Raw genomic sequence first — 17376 nt, forward strand, 5'->3', positions numbered from 1 at the left:
CCGGCGGTCCACCCCCGGCGCCGCCGGCCGCGCCCTCACCCGCCCCGATCCTCCGTCCGATCCTCCGCCCGACCCGAAAGCCACCCGCCATGACGGCCGAACCCCTCGGCGCAGCCCGTCCCGCGCCACCTGCTCCCAGGACCGAGTCCGACGTGCCGCGCAGCTCCGACCGCACCCGCCGCGACCGCCTCCGGCGCCGCGTCACCGACAACCTCGTGGCCTACCTCTTCCTGGGCCTGGGCGTCCTCGCCTTCGCGGTGTTCTCCTGGTACCCGATCGTGCGGGGCTTCCTGCTGAGCTTCCAGCAGGTCAACTTCGCCACCCCCGCGGAGTGGGTCGGCCTGGACAACTTCCGGCGCCTCTTCGACGACCCGCTGTTCCTCACGGCCTGGCGCAACACCCTGTGGTTCACCGTCCTTGCCCTGGTCCTCGGGTTCGCGGCGCCCTTCGTGACCGCCGTCGTCCTCAACGAACTCCGGCACGGCCGCGCCTACCTGCGGATGACCGTCTACCTGCCGGTCATGCTGCCGCCGATCGTCACGGTGCTGCTGTGGCGCTGGTTCTACGATCCGGGCCCGGGCCTCTTCAACAACGCGCTGAAGATCCTGCACCTGCCTCCGCAGCAGTGGCTGGAGTCGTCCAACCTCTCCATGCTCTCCCTGGTCATCGTCTCGACCTGGGCCAACATGGGCACCACCACGCTGATCTACCTCGCCGCCCTCCAGAGCATCCCCGGCGAGCTGTACGAGGCCGCCCAGCTCGACGGCGCGAGCATCCGCCAGCGGCTGTGGCACGTGACGATCCCGCAGATGCGCTTCATCCTGCTGATCACCCTGCTGCTGCAGATCATCGGCACCATGCAGGTCTTCGTCGAGCCGTTCGTGCTCACCGGCGGCGGCCCGAACGACGCCACCGTCACCGTCCTGCTGCTGCTCTACCGCTACGCCTTCGTCTACAACGACTTCGGACTGGCCAGCGCGATGAGCACCGTCCTGTTCGTCGTCCTCGGGGCCTTCGCCGGCCTCTACCTGCGACTGACCCGCTCGAAGGGCTGAGAGGAAACCGCCATGGCCACCGCCGAATCCCCGGCCCGCACCCTCGTCGCCCCCGCCGAGCTGGAGCGCCCCCTCGGACGCGTCCTGTACCGCACGGTGCTGACCCTCGTGCTCGTCGGCTTCACCGCCGCGTTCGTCTTCCCGCTCTACTGGATGGCCTCCGGCGCGCTCAAGTCGTCCGCCGAACTCGCCGAGCCCGTACCGACGCTGCTGCCGCACTCCTTCCACCCGGAGAGCTACACCGACGCGTGGAGCAGCACCGGCCTCGGCCGGTACTTCCTCAACACGCTGATGCTGGCGGCCGGTGCGCTGCTGTTCCAGCTCGTCGTGGACGTCGCCGCCGCGTACGCGCTCTCCAAACTCCGGCCGGTGCTCGGCAACATCGTGCTCGGCATGATGCTGGCCACCCTCATGCTGCCGGTGTCCGCGCTGCTCGTGCCCACCTACCTCACCGTGGTGGACGTGCCGCTGATCCACGTCAACCTGATCAACACGCCGTTCGCGATCTGGCTGCCGGCCTGCGCCAACGCCTTCAACATCTTCGTGCTGAAGCGCTTCTTCGACCAGATCCCCGAGGAGATGATCGACGCGGCCCGGATCGACGGCGCGGGCCCGCTGCGCATCCTGGCGTACGTCGTCCTGCCGCTGTCGCGGCCCGTGCTCGGCGTGGTCTCCATCTTCGCCGTCGTCGGCGTGTGGAAGGACTTCCTCTGGCCGATGCTGACGCTGCCCGACCCCAAGGGCCAGCCGCTCACCGTCGCCCTCGCCACGCTCTCGCTCGACATGCCGGCCAACCAGCTCCTCGCCGGCATGGTGATGGCGAGCATCCCGCTCCTGGTGATCTTCCTGATCTTCCAGAAGAACATCATGGCGGGTCTGACCGCCGGCAGCCTCAAGGGCTGACCCCGGCCGGACACCCCGCGGTCCGCCTCCTGCTCCGGCGCGCGCCGACCAGCTCCCCCGCACCCGGCGCGCGCCGGTCCACGTCCGGACCCCCACGAGCCCGGCGCCCGGCCGCACAGCCGCTCAGCGCGGCCGGCCGCCGAACCCCCACCCACCCCCACACCGTCGCCCCCGCGCGCCGGTGGACCTTCGGGAGCCCACGTGTCCTCTGCACCCGGCAAGTCCCGCACCACCAGAACAACGGCCGTGGCCGCGGCCGCGTCGATCGTCGCAGGCCTCGCCCTGTGGTCGCTCGCTCCCGGCGCCCAGGCCGCGTCCGTCGTCCTGGAGGCCGAGTCCGCGGCCCTCTCCGGCGGCGCCGTCGTCGCCGGCGACCACACGGGCTACACCGGCACCGGATTCGTCGGCGGTTTCACCGACGGCAACAAGGGCGCCGCCAAGACCTCGTTCACCGTGCAGGCCGCCGCCGCCGGGGCCGCCACGGTCGCCGTCCGGTACGCCAACGGCACCGGCTCCGCGCAGACCCTGAGCCTGGTCGTCAACGGCACGACGGTCCGCCAGATCTCGCTGGCCGCCACCGCGAGCTGGGACACCTGGGCGACCAGCGAGCAGACCGTCACCCTGAACGCCGGTGCGAACACCGTCGCGCTGTCCTTCACCACCGCCGACAGCGGCAACGTCAACCTCGACAACCTGACCGCGACCACCGGCACCGCCCCGGCCGGCGGCACCCTCCAGGCCGAGTCCGCCGCGCTGTCCGGCGGCACCGTGGTCGCCACCGACCACACCGGCTACACCGGCACCGGATTCGTCGGCGGCTACACCGACGGCAACAAGGGCAACGCCTCCACGGCCTTCGCCGTCACCTCCGGCCAGGCCGGCACCGGCAGCGTCGCCGTCCGGTACGCCAACGGCACCGGCTCCGCCAAGACGCTCAGCCTGATCGTCAACGGCACCAACGCCGGCCAGGTCCAGCTCCCCGCCACGGCCAACTGGGACACCTGGGCGACCGTCGACCAGGCCGTCACCCTGAAGGCCGGTGCGAACACCGTCGCGCTCACCTTCACCACCGCCGACAGCGGCAACATCAACCTCGACAGCCTCACCCCCACCGCCCCGACCGGCACCGCGAGCCCCAGCCCGTCGCCGACCGGCCCGACCACCCCGCCGCCCACCGGCTCCCTCACCCACCAGGCCGAGGACGCGTTCTTCTCCGGCGGCCCCGCCACCGCCTCCTCCGCGGCCGGCTTCGAGGGCAGCGGCTACCTGACCGGCTTCACCGCCCAGGGCGCCCGCACCGTCCTCGCCGTCAACGCCCCCTCCGCCGCGAGCTACCAGACCGCCGTGCGCTACCGCACCTCCGGATCCGCCGCCGCCACCATCACCCTGAGCGCCAACGGCCTGACCGTGCAGCGGCTCACCCTGCCCGCCACGAACGGCAGCTGGTCGAGCAGCACCGTCACGCTGCCGCTCCGGGCCGGCCTCAACACCGTCCAGCTGCGCACCGAGAGCGGCGACAACGGCGCCCTCGACCTGGACGGCCTGAACGTCGCCGGCTCCACCGTCGGCGCCGCCCGCGGCGCGACCCTCCCGTACACCACGTACGAGGCGGAGGCCGCCACCACCAACGGCACCAAGCTCACCGCCACCCGCACCTACGGCACCGTCGCCGCCGAGGCGTCCGGCCGCAGCGCCGTCGTCCTCGACTCCACCGGCGAGTACGTGCAGTTCACCCTCACCAAGCCCGCCAACGCGCTGACCCTGCGCTACTCGATCCCGGACAGCGCGGACGGCGCGGGCACCAGCGCGACCATCGGCGTGTACGCCAACGGCACCCGGGTGAAGTCCCTCGACCTCTCCTCCAAGTACAGCTGGGTGTACGGCTCCTACCCCTACACCAACACCCCGTCGCAGGGCTCCCCGCACCACTACTTCGACGAGACCCGCCAGCTCGTCGGCGACTTCCCGGCAGGCACGGTCGTCAAGCTGCAGAAGGACGCGGCCGACACCGCCTCCTCCTACACCCTCGACCTCGTCGAGGCCGAGCAGGCCGCCGCCGCCCAGGCCATGCCCGCCGGATTCGTCTCCGCCACCACCCTCGGCGTCACCGCCAACGACGGCAGCGACGACACCAGCGCGCTCAACTCCGCGCTGAACACCGCCAAGTCGCAGGGCAAGGGCCTGTGGCTGCCGTCCGGAACGTTCAACATCTCCGGTCACGTCAACCTCGGCGGCGTCGCCCTGCGCGGCGCGGGCCAGTGGTACACGGTGCTGCGCGGCGCCAACGGCAAGGGCGGCCTCTTCGGCCAGGGCGGCACCTCCACCGTGCAGGACCTGACCATCGCCGGCGACGTCTCCTACCGCGACGACGCCAACTTCGACACCGCGATCGAGGGCGACTTCGGCAGCGGCTCGACCATCCAGGACGTCTGGATCGAGCACACCAAGGTCGGCCTGTGGATCGACGCCCCCACCAAGGGCCTGTACGTCGGCGGCCTGCGCATCCGCGACACCTTCGCCGACGGCGTCAACCTGCACAAGGGCACCACCGACACCGAGGTGTGGAACACCAGCATCCGCAACACCGGTGACGACGCCCTCGCGATGTTCTCCGAGGCGCAGGCCGTCACCAACAGCGCGTTCCGCCACAACACCGCACAGGCGCCGCTGCTCGCCAACGCCGCCGCCATCTACGGCGGCAACGGCAACCGCATCGAGGACAACGTCTTCGCCGACACCGTGACCGGCTCGGCCGGCATCGCCATCAGCACCCGCTTCACCCCGGTCGCCTTCTCCGGCACCACCTCCGTCAAGCGCAACACCCTCACCCGCACCGGCGGCCTGGAGCCCAACTGGAACAGCCGGTTCGGAGCCCTGTGGATCTACGCCGACCCGGGCAGCAGCGACATCACCAGCCCGGTCGTCGTGCAGGACCTCGACATCGCCGACTCCACCTACGCCGGCGTGCTCGTCTCCTACCAGAAGACCGTCACCGGCCTGCAGCTGAGCAACGTCAAGATCACCAACACCGGTACGTACGGCCTGGAGATCAACTCCAACGGCTCCGGCACCTTCAGCGGCGTCACCGTCACCGGCGCGCCGTCCGGCGGCCTCAGCCTCGCCGGCTCGTTCGCCGTCAACCGCGGCAGCGGCAACAGCGGCTGGTAACACCCCGCGTTCCCCCGGTCCGCCCGGCCCGACGCCGGGCGGACCGGCCCACCCCGATCAAGGAGAGATCCCCGTGAACCACCTCCCCGACAGCCCCGCACCGGCCTGGTGGCGCAACTCCGCCATCTACCAGGTCTACGTGCGCAGTTTCGCTGACGGGAACGGAGACGGCGTCGGCGACCTGGCGGGCGTCCGCAGCCGCCTGCCCTACCTGCGCGACCTCGGTGCGGACGCCCTGTGGTTCAACCCCTGGTACCTGTCACCGATGGCGGACGGCGGCTACGACGTCGCCGACTACCGCGACATCGACCCGCTCTTCGGCACCCTCGCCGAGGCGGAGGAACTCATCACCGAGGCCCACACGCAGGGCCTGAAGGTCATCGTGGACCTCGTCCCCAACCACTGCTCGGACCAGCACGTGTGGTTCCAGGAGGCATTGACCGCCGGACCCGGCTCGGCCGCACGCGAGCGCTTCTGGTTCGTGCCCGGGCGCGGCGAGCACGGCGAACTCCCGCCCAACGACTGGCAGTCCTACTTCGGCGGCAACGCCTGGACCCGCATCACCGAGGCCGACGGCACAGCCGGCCCCTGGTACCTGCACATGTTCGCCCCCGAGCAGCCCGACCTCAACTGGGAGCACCCGGAGGTCCGTTCGGAGTTCGAGTCGGTGCTGCAGTTCTGGCTCGACCGCGGTGTCGACGGCTTCCGCATCGACGTCGCCCATGGCCTCGCCAAGAAGCCCGGCCTGCCCGACGTCGGCCCCGACCCGGACGTCACCGACCTGCCCTACCAGGACGTCGACGGCGTGCACGACATCTACCGCTCCTGGCGGAAGATCTCCGACTCCTACCCCGGCGAGCGGGCCTTCGTCGGCGAGGTCTGGCTGCCCACCCCCGGACAGTTCGCCCGCTACCTGCGCCCGGACGAACTGCACTCCGCGTTCAACTTCGAGTTCCTGTGCTGCGCCTGGGAGCACGACGCCGTCCGCGACGTCGTCGACGGCACCCTCGCCGCCCACGCCGAGGTCGGCGCACCCCCCACCTGGGTGCTCTCCAACCACGACACCATCCGGCACGTCACCCGCTACGGCCGCGAGGACACGTCGTTCGACATGGGGGACAAGCGCCTCGGCGCCCCCACCGACCGCGCCCTCGGCCTGCGCCGGGCCCGTGCCGCCGCCCTGCTCACCATGGCGCTGCCCGGCGGCGTCTACATCTACCAGGGCGACGAACTCGCCCTCGCCGAGGTCGAGGACATCCCCGACCACCTGCGCCAGGACCCGACCTTCGCCCGCTCGCAGGGCACCGACCGCGGCCGCGACGGCTGCCGGGTGCCGCTGCCCTGGTCGGGCGCGGCGGCGCCGTTCGGCTTCTCCCCGACCGGTGCCGCCGACCCGTGGCTGCCCCAGCCCGCGGACTGGGCCGACCGGTCGGTCGCCGCCCAGGACGCCGACCCCGCCTCCACCCTCAACCTCTACCGCGAGGCCCTGCGCCTGCGCCGGGCGTGGGTGGGCGCCCTGCCGGAGGCCCTCACCTGGGTGCCGTCGCAGCCCGGCGTGCTGGCCTTCACCCGGGACGGATCCTTCACCTGCGTCGTCAACTTCACGCAGGAACCGGTGCTCCTGCCCGCCGGGGCGGACGTCGTGCTCAGCAGCGCCGACTGCACCGACGGCCTGCTGCCCGCGGACGCCGGCGCCTGGCTCCTCGCCACCGCACAGGCCTGACGGACCGGCGGGCCGGGGGGGGGGGGGGCCCCCCCCCCGGGCCCCCCCCCCCCCCCCCCCGGCCGCCCCGGCGGGGCTGGCGGTAACCCCCCAGCCCCCCGCCCGGCGGCCCGGGGGCGCGGGCGGGCGGGGCCCCCGCCCCGGGGCCCCCGCCCCGCCGCCGCACGTCAGTCGGCGAGCGTGATCCGGATACCGACCGTGCCCCGGTCGCCGCGCCGCAGCCGACTGCCGAGCAGGGTCATCCAGCCGACGAACCCGTACTTCTGGCGCAGCAGCGTCCGGTACGCGGCCGTCCGCTCCGGGCCGCAGATCTCCGCGGTGCCGGGCACCTGCTCGCCGGTCGGCCTGCCGCGCACGTCGCACGGGCCGACCAGCACGTCGGCCCGGTTGCGCATCCGCTTCACCTTCCACGAGTCCGTCACCGTCCAGATGCCGAGCGCCTCGCCGTCCCGTACGACCCACACCGGCGTCGGCACGGTCGTGCCGTCCTTCTTGTACGTCGTGACGAGCAGGTAACTTCCGGAGGCGAGCCGGACGAGGCGTGCGAGCCGGTCCTCGGGCGTGGCGTTCATGGCGGGCAGTCTAGTGCCGCCCGGCCGCGGCCCCGCCGCCCGCGTCGGCCCCGCCCGCCCCGCCGCCGGCCCGCCGCCCGATCCGAAAGTCGGAGGGAACGTCCTGCCCGGTGGCGGCCTCCTTGTCGACGAAGGCCGGTTCGTCGAGATACCCGGGAGGACTGATGGCAGGGGAGATCGCCCGCGGCGCGCCACCGACCGCGCCGACCGCGCCGACCGCACCGGGCGCCGGAGCGCGGGCGCGCTGCCGCACCGGACAGCCCTGCCGTGGTCCGGGCTCAGCGGCGGCGCTGGCGGGCGGCCAGCAGGGCGATGTCGTCCTCCGCGGTGTCCGGGGCGAGCTTGCGGAGGGCGGCGTCGAGGAGTTCGTCGAGCGTGCCGGTGACCGGAAGGTGCACCGCCGCGAGCCGGGCGAGGGAGTCGTCGATGTCCTCGCCGCGGCGCTCCACGAGGCCGTCCGTGTAGAGCAGCAGCACGTGGTCGGGGAGGAGCGGGCGGGTCACCTGCTCGTAGCCGCCGAGGCCGGTGCCGAGCGGTGGGCCGGTCGGCAGTGCGATCAGTTCGGTCGGCCGGTCGGCGCTCACGAGCGCGGGCGGCAGGTGTCCGGCACTGGAGAACGTCCAGCGGGAGCGTCCCGGGTCGGCGAGGGCGAGCACGCAGGTCGCGGGCCGGGCCGATTCGTTCTCCGAGATCAGGGCGTCGAGCTGGCGCAGGATGCGGTGCGGTGGCAGGTCCATCCCGGCGACGTCGCGGAGGATCGAGCGGTAGTTGCTCATGTCGACGGCGGCCTCGACCCCGTGGCCCATGACGTCGCCCATCACGAGCAGCGTGCGGCCGAAGGGCAGCCGGACCGTTTCGTACCAGTCGCCGCCGACCACGGAGCTGGTGCCGGAGGGCAGGTAGCGGGAGGCGAGTGCGAGGTTGGGGTGCGGGCTGCCCGGTTCGGCGAGGAGCGCACGCTGCAGCTCCAGCGTGATGCCCTGGGTGCGGGTGTGGCGGCGGGCGTTGTCGATGCCGATCGCGGCGCGCCCTGCGAGGTCCGCGATCGTCGTGAGGTCGTCCGCGTCGAAGCCCGCGCGTGTGCCCCGGGTGCGGGTGCGGGCAAGGGTGAGGACGCCGACCGTCCGGCCGCGCGCGGTGAGCGGCACGCTCAGTACGGCGTCGATGCCGGCCGCCCGGTACGCGGCCAGCGTCGCCGGGTCGGCGGCAGGCGGGTCGGCCTCCGTGCCGGGGGTGGACGCACCGGGGGCGGACGGGCCGGGCCCGGTGAGACCGAGGTGGACGGCGCGTCCGGTGCGGAGGCTGCGGGCGACGGCGGATTCCTCCGGGTGCCGTACCGGCCCTCCGGGGAGGGCGAGGGCGGCGAGGTGGGGCCGGACGGCCGGTGTGCAGGCCGTCGCCGCACGGTGCAGCCGGATGCGGCCGGTCCGCGGGGCGGATCGCTCGGCGTCCTCCGGCGGCAGCACCTCCACGATGGCGAGGTCGGCGATCGAGGGGACGGCGAAGTCGGAGAGTTCGGTGCACGTGGTGTCGGTGTCGAGGGTGGTGCCGATGCGGTCGGCGGCGGCGTCGAGGACGGCCAGGCGGGTCCGGGCCCGGGCCAGCTCCTGCTGCTGCCGGTGGTGCTCCTCGGGTACGGGACGCTGCTGCAGCACGGCGATCAGGCCGACGGTCCGGCCGCCGACGTCCAGGCGCCGGCAGCACAGCTGCCGACCGGCCACGGCAGGTCCTCCGACGTCCGTGTCACGCGGGCGGCCGTCGGAGAGGACTCGGCGGAGGATGCCGGGAAGGTCGGGTGCCGAGACGGCGGGGGGAGTGTCGGCGGCGTGGCGGCCGACCAGGCCGACCGCCGACCGCGTCGCTCCGGGCTGCTCGTGCGGCCCGTCCCGCCCGGCGGGCCCGTCCTGTTCGGTCGGTCCGGTCGGCGGCAGTCCGGCCGCGTCGCGGAAGGCGGGGTTGGCGTAGGCCCAGTGCAGGTCGGTGCCGAGGAGGGCGATCCCGACCGGTGCCCCGTCGAGCACGTGGCGCATCAGCTCCGCGCTGTCGGTGGCCAGGGCGGCCGCGGCCGCGTCGATCGAGGCGTCGGCGGCGTCCCGGCCCGAAGCCTCCGCGGGCAACGCGTCCTCCTCGTCCGAGAGACCGGAACCACTCTGCCCATGATCATGCCGTGCCGGGCCGGGCGCATCCACACGGGGGGTCGTCCCAGGTCTGCCCGCGGGGCGATGGGCGGGTCGTCACTGCCAGCGGATGTCGCCGAGGTGTTCCAGCGGCTCCCGCGCGCCGAGCGCTTCCGGTGTCGCGAGGGTGTCGGCGTGCCGCAGGGACGCGGGGAAGCGGAGGTGGGTGCGTTCCTCCAGCTCGTCGAGGGTGACCTGGAAGACCCGGAACTCGTCGAGTTCGAGTGCTTCGAGCTGGTTGAGGTTCTGGGTGAGGAGGAAGGCCTTGGCGGTGAGGCCGCCCTGCTCCATGAAGGCGATGATCTTCCAGAACTCCCGCGGGATGCGGACCCCGCGGAACAGCCGGTCGTCGTCCTGGAACACCGGCCCGCCGAAGACGCTGACCCGCAGGTCCTCGACCTCGACGTCCGCGTAGACGGCGTCCTCCAGCCGGCCCCAGAGCCCGGCCTTGGAACTCTGGTTGAAGTCGTCCATCTGCGGGGTGATGTTGGTGTAGAAGAACGAGTCCCGGTTGGCCTTCTCCGCCTCGGGCATGCTGCCCCACAGCAGGTCCGCGCGCCGGGCGATGTGGCCGCGGTCGAGCCGGTTGCCGCTGTACAGCTCGTTGCCGACCTGGACCTCGAAGGGCAGCCGCCGGTCCTTGACGAAGTCGATGCCCGAGCGGCTGAGCCTCTTGATGCTGCCGCCGTCGATGTTCCACGCCACCCAGAACGCGAAGCGCCGCGAGATGCTGTGGCTCAGGGAGAAGTGGGTGTACGGCACCACGGTGGACCCGTCGACCCGTGCGGCGTCGTCCTCGATCTTCGGACCGAGCTCGGGGACGTCGATGCGTTCGGAGAGGAAGCCCGGGTCGTAGCCGCTCAGCGCTTCCAGTGCTTCGGGGGCGGGTTCGTCGAGGCTGATCTCGAGCTTCTCGAAGACCGACCGGGGCAGACAGGCCAGGGCGAACTCGTCGGGGCCGCCGCTCTCGCCGCCGAAGTGCAGGCCGGCGACCACGTCGGTGGCGGTGCCGTCCGGCGCGGCGAACATCCACAGGGCCCCGGAGTCGCCGCCCTGGCTGACCTCGCCGTCGGCGGGCGGGTCCGCCGGGTCGACACCGATCTCGAAGCAGCCGATGTCGCGGTCGCCGACCGTGCCGCCGTAGTCGATGGTGGCGAGGGTCTCGATGCGTCGCACCTCGCCGTGCGTGACACCGGTGGTGCGGCCGCTCTTGACGACGCGGTCGCCGAGCTGGGGTTCGCCGAGATGCCGGGGTGTGACGCCGAGCCCCAGGATCCGCGGGTCGATGTGCCGGTCCCGGACGGTGGCCACGGCGCAGTCGCCGGCCTGGCCGAGGTGGGAGCGGGCGAGCGTGCCGAGGAGGTTCCGGGCGGTCCGGTTGTCGTCGTGCGGTCCGGGCTGGGTGACGTCGTCGCCGATGGCGCCGTGGGGGCCGTGCAGGACGTGCCAGTTGCTCAGCACGTACGGCGTGCCGTCGGCGCGGTCGAAGGCGATGCAGCCGATGGTGCCGGCGGAGACGTGGACGTTGGCGACGCTGACACCGGGGACGATCGGGTCGATGCGCTTCTTGCGGGCGGGGCTCTCCGCCTCCGCGACGACCCGGAAGTCCGCTGCGTAGGTGCGTTCGACGACCTCCGTGGGCACCTCGATGCCGTCGACGGTGACGGAGCCGGGCAGCGGCGAACTGCCCATCTCCTCCAGGGCCTCGGGGCTCGCGATCGTGCCGACGGTGAACTGCAGCGCTATCTCGCGCTCTTTCGTGCCGCCCTTCGTCCGGTAGCCGATGCCGACGGAGGTGACGTTCGGATCCTGGAGGTAGTGGGCTCCCTGGGTGCGGATGTGCTGCCTGAGCGCGGCGACGAGCTGTTCCTGTCCGGTGTTCGCGGGCCTGGCTGCGGTGGTGTTCCTGGACATGTCGGTCTCCCTTCCGCGCCACGGAGGGCCACGGAGGGCCGCGGGCGGGTGAGGTGCCAGGGGAGGTACGGGCTGAGTGTCCGGCGAGGGGTGCGGGGTGGCACGCCTGGGTGGGACGCGGGGGCCGGTCCGGGGTGCGTCGGCCCGCGGTCCCGCAGTCCCGCCGCGCCGGGCGGTGCGCCGCGGCCGGCCGGGCGTGGGCACCGCGCCTCCAGTCTCGCCACGGCCCGGATCCCCGGACAGGGTGGAAGCGCCTACGGAGCCAGGGGCAGTTCTACCCAGGCCCGGATCCAGGGCCGGGTCCAGGTCCGGATCCGGCTCCGGGGCGTCCGGGCCGGCCAGGTGTCTCCGCATGCCAGGTCCGCGGCAGGGGCGAACACTGGAGGTGCGCGGGCCGTCCGTACAGCGACCCGGTGCGCCCGGGCCGAGCGTGCCCGGCAGGCAGGCCGAGGACCACCCATGAGTACCCAACCGATCCGCGTCGCCGTCGTCGGCGACTGTCCTGTGTTCCGCCGCGGGCTGACACAGATGATCAAGTCCACCACCGACCTGCAGCTGACCCTGTCGGTCCCCTCACCCGAGGAGGCGGAGGCTGGAGCGAGGCCCACCCCCTCCCCCGCAACCATCCCCGCCCCAGCAACCACCCCCGACCCCGCCCCCACTTCCAACCCCACCCACGACCCCACCCCCGTCCTCCGCCCCGGCGACGTCGTCCTGCTCGACCTGCAGTTACCCCCTGGGCCGCTCGCCGCCGTGGTGCACCGCCTGGGCGGGCTGGGGGCGGAGGTGCTGGTGCTCTGCTCGGGCCTGCAGCAGGACGTCGTCCCGCAGATGCAGGCGGGTGCACGCGGTTGTCTGAGCCGGCAGGCGGGTGAGCTGGAGCTGCTGTCGGCGGTCCGCCTGGTGGCGTCCGGGTGCTCGTACGTCTCCGCCGCGCTGGCCGTCCGTCCGCTGACGGAGCCGTTGTGCCGGGTGACGGAGCGCGAGCGTCAGATCCTGGCGCTGCTGGCGAACGGCGAGACCGACCACGGCATCGCACGCCGCCTCGGTATCAGCGAGCACACCGTGCACTCCCATCTCGACCGGCTGCGCGACAAGATCGGCTCCCGCCGGCGCGCCGACCTCACCCGCTTCGCGGTCACGCACGACATCGTCCCGTAGGCCGGTCGCGCCGGGAGAGCAGTACCGGGGAAGCGGTACCGGGGGAGCGGTACCGGGGGGCTGGTGCCGGGAGCGCCGCCGATGGACCGTGCGCGGCTCAGCCGACGATGCCGAGGTCGTGCGGGGTGTTGTTGAACCTCTGCCCGCCGGTCCCGGTGACGGTGACGATGTCCTCGATCCGCACGCCGAAGCGGCCGGGCAGGTAGACGCCGGGTTCGATGGAGAAGCACATGCCGGGCACGAGCACCTGCCGTTCGCCCTCGACCATGTACGGCGGCTCGTGGGTGGTGAGCCCGATGCCGTGGCCGGTGCGGTGGATGAAGTAGTCGCCGTAGCCGGCCTCGGTGATGACGGCGCGGGCCACCCGGTCGACCTCCTGGCACTCGATGCCGGGCCGTACCGCCTCGAAGGCCTTCTGCTGGGCGCGGCGCACCACGTCGTGCACCTCGCGGACGTCGGCGGGCACGTCCTCGCCGACGTGCACGGTGCGGGTGGTGTCGGAGCCGTAGCCGTCCTTGAGTCCGCCGAAGTCGAGGACGACGGTGTCGCCCGCGCCGATCGTCCGCCCGCCGGCCTCGTGGTGCGGGTTGGCGCCGTTCGGGCCGGAGCCGACGACGGTGAAGTCGACCTGGCTGTGCCCGTACTCGCGCAGCAGGTCGGCGAGGTCGGCCGCGACCTCGTTCTCGGTGCGCCCCGCGAAGGCGACCTTCAGGATCCGCCCGTAGGCGGCGTCGGCGGCCGCGCCGGCGGCGGCGAGGCGTTCGAGCTCGTCGGCGTCCTTGACGGCCCGGAGCATCGGCAGTGCGCCGGTGAGGGAGGCGTACGAGCTGTCGGGGAGGGCCTCCTGCAGGGCGAGGAGGTGCAGGGCCCAGGCCGAGTCGGAGATGCCGTACCGGCCGGCGGGGTCGAGTTCGGGGGCGACGGCGGTGCGGTAGGGGTCGGTGCCGTCCGTCCAGTCGGTGAGCCGGACGGCGGCGGCGCCGGGTGCCGCCTCCGCGTCGGGGCGTTCCAGCCTGGGTACGACCAGCACGGGTTCCCGGCCGTCGGCGAGCAGCAGGGCGGTGACCCGTTCGGTGACGGCGGTCGGGCGGTAGCCGGTGAGGTAGGTGAGGTCGGGGCCGGGCATGACGACCAGCCCGGTGAGTCCGGCCTCTGCGGCGGCCCGCGTGGCACGGGCCATCCGGGCGGCGAAGTCGTCGGTGGTGAACGGGTGCGGCATGGCGGTCCTCCGGTGGGGTGCGGCGGTGCGTTCAGGCGCGTCCGGCAGCGTAGTGCTGCAGGAACAGTGCCTCGACGTGTGCCATGTGCTCGATCTCGCCGGGGTCGACGCTCTCGTTGGGCGCGTGGATGAGGCAGCTCGGCTCCTCCACGCCCATCAGGATGATCTCGGCGTCGGTGTACGTGTCGGCGAGGACGTTGCACAGCGGGATGGACCCGCCCTGGCCGAGGAAGGCGATCGGTTTGCCGTACACGGCCTGCACGGCGCGGTCGAGTGCCGTGTACGCGCGGCCTCCGGTGGCGGCGCTGAACGGTGCGCCGGTGCTCTCGGTCTCCACCTCGACCTTCGCCCCCCACGGTGCGGCGGACTGCAGGTGGGCGGTGAGTGCGTCGCGGGCGTGGCCGGGGTCGGTGCCGGGTGGCACCCGGAGGCTGACGCGGGCACGGGCGGTGGCGGGTACGGCGGCGGCCGAGCCGATCACCGGCGGGCAGTCGATGCCGAGCACGGTGACCGCGGGCCGTGCCCAGAGGCGGTCGGCGACGCTGCCGGAGCCGGTCAGGGCCACGCCGTCGAGCACGCCGGCGTCGGCGCGGAACTGCTGCTCGTCGTAGCCGACGCCCTCCCACCGGCCGTCCGCGTCGAGGCCCTGGACGCGGGTGCCGCCGTCGGCGTCGCGCAGCGAGTCGAGGATGCGGATCAGTGCGGCGAGGGCGTCCGGGGCGGGGCCGCCGAACATCCCGGAGTGCATGTTGCCGCTGAGGGTGGAGACGGTCACGACGACGTTGGCGAGGCCGCGCAGGCTGGTCGTGGCGGTGGGCACGCCGACGGCGGCGTTGCCGGTGTCGCAGATCAGCAGCGCGTCGGCGTGCAGTTCGTCGGGGTGCTGCCGGACGTACGCCTCCAGGCCGCCGGTGCCCTGTTCCTCGGAGCCTTCGGCGACGAACTTGATGCCCACCGGCAGGGCGTCGCCGAGTGCCCGCAGCGCGGTGAGGTGCATGACGATGTTGCCCTTGCAGTCGGCGGTGCCCCGGCCGTACCAGCGGCCGTCGCGTTCGGTCAGCTCGAAGGGCGGCGAGCTCCAGGCGTCGTCGCCGAGCGGCGGCTGCACGTCGTAGTGGCAGTACAGCAGCACGGTCGGTGCGCCGGGCGGGGGCGGCCGGTGGCCGAGGACGGCGTGGCTGCCGTCCGGCGTCTCGGCGAGGTGGACGTCGCGCAGGCCGGCCTCGGTGAAGGCGGCGGCGACCCACTCGGCGGCCTGCTGGCACGCCTCGGGCGGGTACTGCCGCGGGTCGGCGACGGACGGGATGGCGACGAGTTCCGTGAGGTCGGCCTTGGCGCGGGGCATGAGGGCGGCGATCCGCCCGGCGAGGTCGTCGGTCATGGGCTGGGGCTCCTCGGTGCGGATGCCGGCCGGTCCCCGGGCGGGGCACGGCCGGCGCGGTGTCAGTTGTTCACGGTGTCGTCGGTCTCGAGGTCGTCCAGCTTGTTGCGGAAGGCGTCCAGCTGGTCGGGGCAGTACACGTTCAGCACGATGGCCTCGGCCTCGACGGCCCGGGCGTCGGCGACGATCGGGCGCTGGCCGGGGCCGGTGGCGCCGTTGGAGAGGTTGACCTTCCACAGGGCGTTCTTGAGGGCGCCGGCCGGGTTCTCGCAGACGGCGCCGCCGTCGGTGCCGAGCAGGCGGGCGATCTGTCCCTGGTCGGGTACGGCCGGGTAGCCCGCCGCGACGAGGTCGTCGGAGAGCTGTGCGGCCTTGCGGTAGGAGTCGTTGGTGGCGTGCTGCTGCGTGTAGGTCAGCAGGCCGACGACGACCATGCCGACCAGGACGACGATCGCGCCGATGTAGATCCACCGGTGCCGGGCGGCCATCTCGGTCCGGCTCATGCCGCACCCCCTTCGGCCCGCGCCTCCGCCTCGGGCCGGCGCCAGGACGGCTTGCGGAACTTCAGGAACGAGTACGGGATGACCACGCCCAGCAGCAGCAGGCCGCAGCCGACGATGAGCACGTACGACCAGACGCTGCCGCCGCTGAACTGCGAGGACGGCACGAAGCCGATCACCATGGCGGCGGCGGACGCCAGCAGGCCGGTCACGCACAGCGTGACGAGTGCCGGGGCCCGGTAGCCGCGCGGGTGGTCGGGCTGGGTGCGGCGCAGCCGGATCGCCGCGGCGAACATCAGCAGGTAGACGATGAGGTAGACCTGCGTGGTGATCACCGAGAAGATCCAGTACGCGCTGGAGACGTTCGGGATGAACGCGTACATCAGGGCGATGGCGGTGGTGACGATGCCCTGGGTGACCAGGATGTTCTGCTGGATGCCGTGCGCGTTGAGCTTCTGCAGGAACGGCGGCAGGTAGCCCTCCTGGCGGGAGATCATCAGCAGGCCCTTCGACGGGCCGGCGAGCCAGGTCAGCATGCCGCCCAGGGAGGCGGCGACCAGGCCGACGGCCACGACCGGTGTCAGCCAGCCGATGTGGAAGTGCTGGAAGAACGCGTCGAAGGCCTGCATCACGCCGGCGGTGAGGCTGAGCTGGTCCGAGGGCACCACCCAGCTGATCGCCAGGGCCGGCAGGATGAAGATCAGCAGGACCAGGCCCATGGCGAGGAACATCGACTTCGGGAACTCCTTCGCCGGGTTCTTCAGCGAGGAGACGTGCACGGCGTTCATCTCCATGCCGGAGTAGCTCAGGAAGTTGTTGACGATCAGCACCAGGCTGGACAGCCCTGTCCAGGCGGGGAGGATGTGGGAGGCGTTCATCGGTGCCGCGGACGGGTTGCCCTGGCCGAGGAAGACCATGCCGAGCACCACCAGCAGTGCGCCCGGGATCAGCGTGCCGATGACCAGGCCCCAGGAGGCGAGCCCCGCGACGGCGTTCGTGCCGCTCGACGAGACCCACACGCCGGTCCAGTACAGCACCATGATCACGATCGCGGTGTAGAGCCCGCTGTTCGCCAGCGCCGGGTTGATCACGTACGCGATCGTCGACGCCACGTACGCCAGCAGGCTCGGGTAGTAGAAGATCGTCATCGCGAACTGGCACCACACCGCGAGGAAGCCCAGCGGCTTCGACAGCCCCTGGGACACCCAGTTGTAGACGCCGCCGCTCCAGCCCGACGCCAGCTCCGCCGACACGAGCGCGGTCGGCAGCAGGAACACGATCGCCGGGACGAGGTACAGGAACACGCACGCCAGGCCGTAGACCGCCATGGTGGGCGCGGCCCGCAGGCTGGCCACCGAACTGGTCGTCATCAGCGCCAGCGTCAGCCAGGTCAGCCGCGGAGCGGACACCGCCTGCACGGCCCGCGTGCCGGTGCCGGTGCCGGTCCTCCCGGCGCCGTCGGCCGGTACGTCCATCGCACTCATCGCGCTCTCCTTCCGGCAGCCGACAGGGCTGCGCACCCACCATTCCCGGCGCCCGGGGCCGCCGCATCCCGCCCGGGCCGTCGGGGCACCGGAACGACCGGAACGGTCCACCCGAAAGG

Annotated in this window: 12 protein-coding genes; 5 read left to right on the top strand and 7 right to left on the bottom strand. The window is 72.8% G+C overall.

The window, feature by feature from the left end; translation table 11 throughout:
- Positions 1-89 precede the first annotated feature (89 nt).
- The 4 genes from SNE206_RS18100 to SNE206_RS18115 all read left to right on the top strand — a co-directional run bounded on the left by SNE206_RS18100 (position 90) and on the right by SNE206_RS18115 (position 6849).
- On the top strand, positions 90-1055 hold the full coding sequence (locus SNE206_RS18100) for a carbohydrate ABC transporter permease (protein WP_407914424.1): 966 nt from the start codon (positions 90-92) through the stop codon (positions 1053-1055).
- 12 nt (positions 1056-1067) lie between these two features.
- Positions 1068-1958, top strand: a complete 891-nt coding sequence (locus SNE206_RS18105; RefSeq protein ID WP_407914425.1) for a carbohydrate ABC transporter permease — start codon at positions 1068-1070, stop codon at positions 1956-1958.
- A gap of 201 nt (positions 1959-2159) precedes the next feature.
- Positions 2160-5126, top strand: coding sequence for a carbohydrate-binding protein (locus SNE206_RS18110; RefSeq protein WP_407914426.1), 2967 nt, complete (start codon positions 2160-2162; stop codon positions 5124-5126).
- A 73-nt stretch (positions 5127-5199) separates the two neighbouring features.
- On the top strand, positions 5200-6849 hold the full coding sequence (locus SNE206_RS18115; protein WP_407914427.1) for a glycoside hydrolase family 13 protein: 1650 nt from the start codon (positions 5200-5202) through the stop codon (positions 6847-6849).
- Positions 6850-7016: 167 nt separating this feature from the next.
- On the opposite strand, the gene SNE206_RS18120 is transcribed toward SNE206_RS18115, so the two are convergent.
- The 3 genes from SNE206_RS18120 to SNE206_RS18130 all read right to left on the bottom strand — a co-directional run bounded on the left by SNE206_RS18120 (position 7017) and on the right by SNE206_RS18130 (position 11512).
- On the bottom strand, positions 7017-7421 hold the full coding sequence (locus SNE206_RS18120) for a PPOX class F420-dependent oxidoreductase (protein ID WP_407914428.1): 405 nt from the start codon (positions 7419-7421) through the stop codon (positions 7017-7019).
- Between the two features lie 278 nt (positions 7422-7699).
- On the bottom strand, positions 7700-9538 hold the full coding sequence (locus tag SNE206_RS18125) for a SpoIIE family protein phosphatase (RefSeq protein WP_407914429.1): 1839 nt from the start codon (positions 9536-9538) through the stop codon (positions 7700-7702).
- 117 nt (positions 9539-9655) lie between these two features.
- On the bottom strand, positions 9656-11512 hold the full coding sequence (locus SNE206_RS18130; RefSeq protein WP_407914430.1) for a DNA/RNA non-specific endonuclease: 1857 nt from the start codon (positions 11510-11512) through the stop codon (positions 9656-9658).
- Between the two features lie 459 nt (positions 11513-11971).
- Here SNE206_RS18130 and SNE206_RS18135 point away from each other — a divergent pair, with 459 nt between their 5' ends.
- Entirely contained in the window at positions 11972-12673 is a 702-nt protein-coding gene (locus SNE206_RS18135) for a response regulator transcription factor (RefSeq protein WP_407914431.1), read from the top strand.
- A gap of 97 nt (positions 12674-12770) precedes the next feature.
- Here the strand turns inward: SNE206_RS18135 and SNE206_RS18140 are convergent, their stop codons facing one another.
- From SNE206_RS18140 to SNE206_RS18155, 4 genes are all read right to left on the bottom strand, one after another.
- The gene (locus SNE206_RS18140) at positions 12771-13892 is read right to left on the bottom strand and encodes a M24 family metallopeptidase (protein ID WP_407914432.1); all 1122 of its coding nucleotides are present in this window, start codon (positions 13890-13892) and stop codon (positions 12771-12773) included.
- Between the two features lie 31 nt (positions 13893-13923).
- Positions 13924-15273 (bottom strand): dipeptidase, encoded by a 1350-nt coding sequence (locus tag SNE206_RS18145; RefSeq protein WP_407914433.1) that lies wholly within the window; start codon positions 15271-15273, stop codon positions 13924-13926.
- Positions 15274-15335: 62 nt separating this feature from the next.
- Positions 15336-15776, bottom strand: coding sequence for a hypothetical protein (locus SNE206_RS18150; RefSeq protein WP_407914434.1), 441 nt, complete (start codon positions 15774-15776; stop codon positions 15336-15338).
- Entirely contained in the window at positions 15773-17257 is a 1485-nt protein-coding gene (locus SNE206_RS18155; RefSeq protein WP_407914435.1) for an APC family permease, read from the bottom strand. Before SNE206_RS18155 ends, SNE206_RS18150 begins: the two co-directional genes overlap by 4 nt.
- Positions 17258-17376 lie beyond the last annotated feature (119 nt).

The sequence above is a fragment of the Kitasatospora sp. NE20-6 genome (assembly GCF_045862635.1).

Excerpts from the sequence above, each read along its gene's own strand:
- SNE206_RS18135 (WP_407914431.1), top strand. The coding sequence starts at position 11,972 with ATGAGTACCCAACCGATCCGCGTCGCCGTCGTCGGCGACTGTCCTGTG.
- SNE206_RS18145 (WP_407914433.1), bottom strand. The coding sequence starts at position 15,273 with ATGACCGACGACCTCGCCGGGCGGATCGCCGCCCTCATGCCCCGCGCC.
- SNE206_RS18150 (WP_407914434.1), bottom strand. The coding sequence starts at position 15,776 with ATGAGCCGGACCGAGATGGCCGCCCGGCACCGGTGGATCTACATCGGC.
- SNE206_RS18105 (WP_407914425.1), top strand. The coding sequence starts at position 1,068 with ATGGCCACCGCCGAATCCCCGGCCCGCACCCTCGTCGCCCCCGCCGAG.
- SNE206_RS18155 (WP_407914435.1), bottom strand. The coding sequence starts at position 17,257 with ATGAGTGCGATGGACGTACCGGCCGACGGCGCCGGGAGGACCGGCACC.
- SNE206_RS18140 (WP_407914432.1), bottom strand. The coding sequence starts at position 13,892 with ATGCCGCACCCGTTCACCACCGACGACTTCGCCGCCCGGATGGCCCGT.
- SNE206_RS18120 (WP_407914428.1), bottom strand. The coding sequence starts at position 7,421 with ATGAACGCCACGCCCGAGGACCGGCTCGCACGCCTCGTCCGGCTCGCC.
- SNE206_RS18100 (WP_407914424.1), top strand. The coding sequence starts at position 90 with ATGACGGCCGAACCCCTCGGCGCAGCCCGTCCCGCGCCACCTGCTCCC.
- SNE206_RS18130 (WP_407914430.1), bottom strand. The coding sequence starts at position 11,512 with ATGTCCAGGAACACCACCGCAGCCAGGCCCGCGAACACCGGACAGGAA.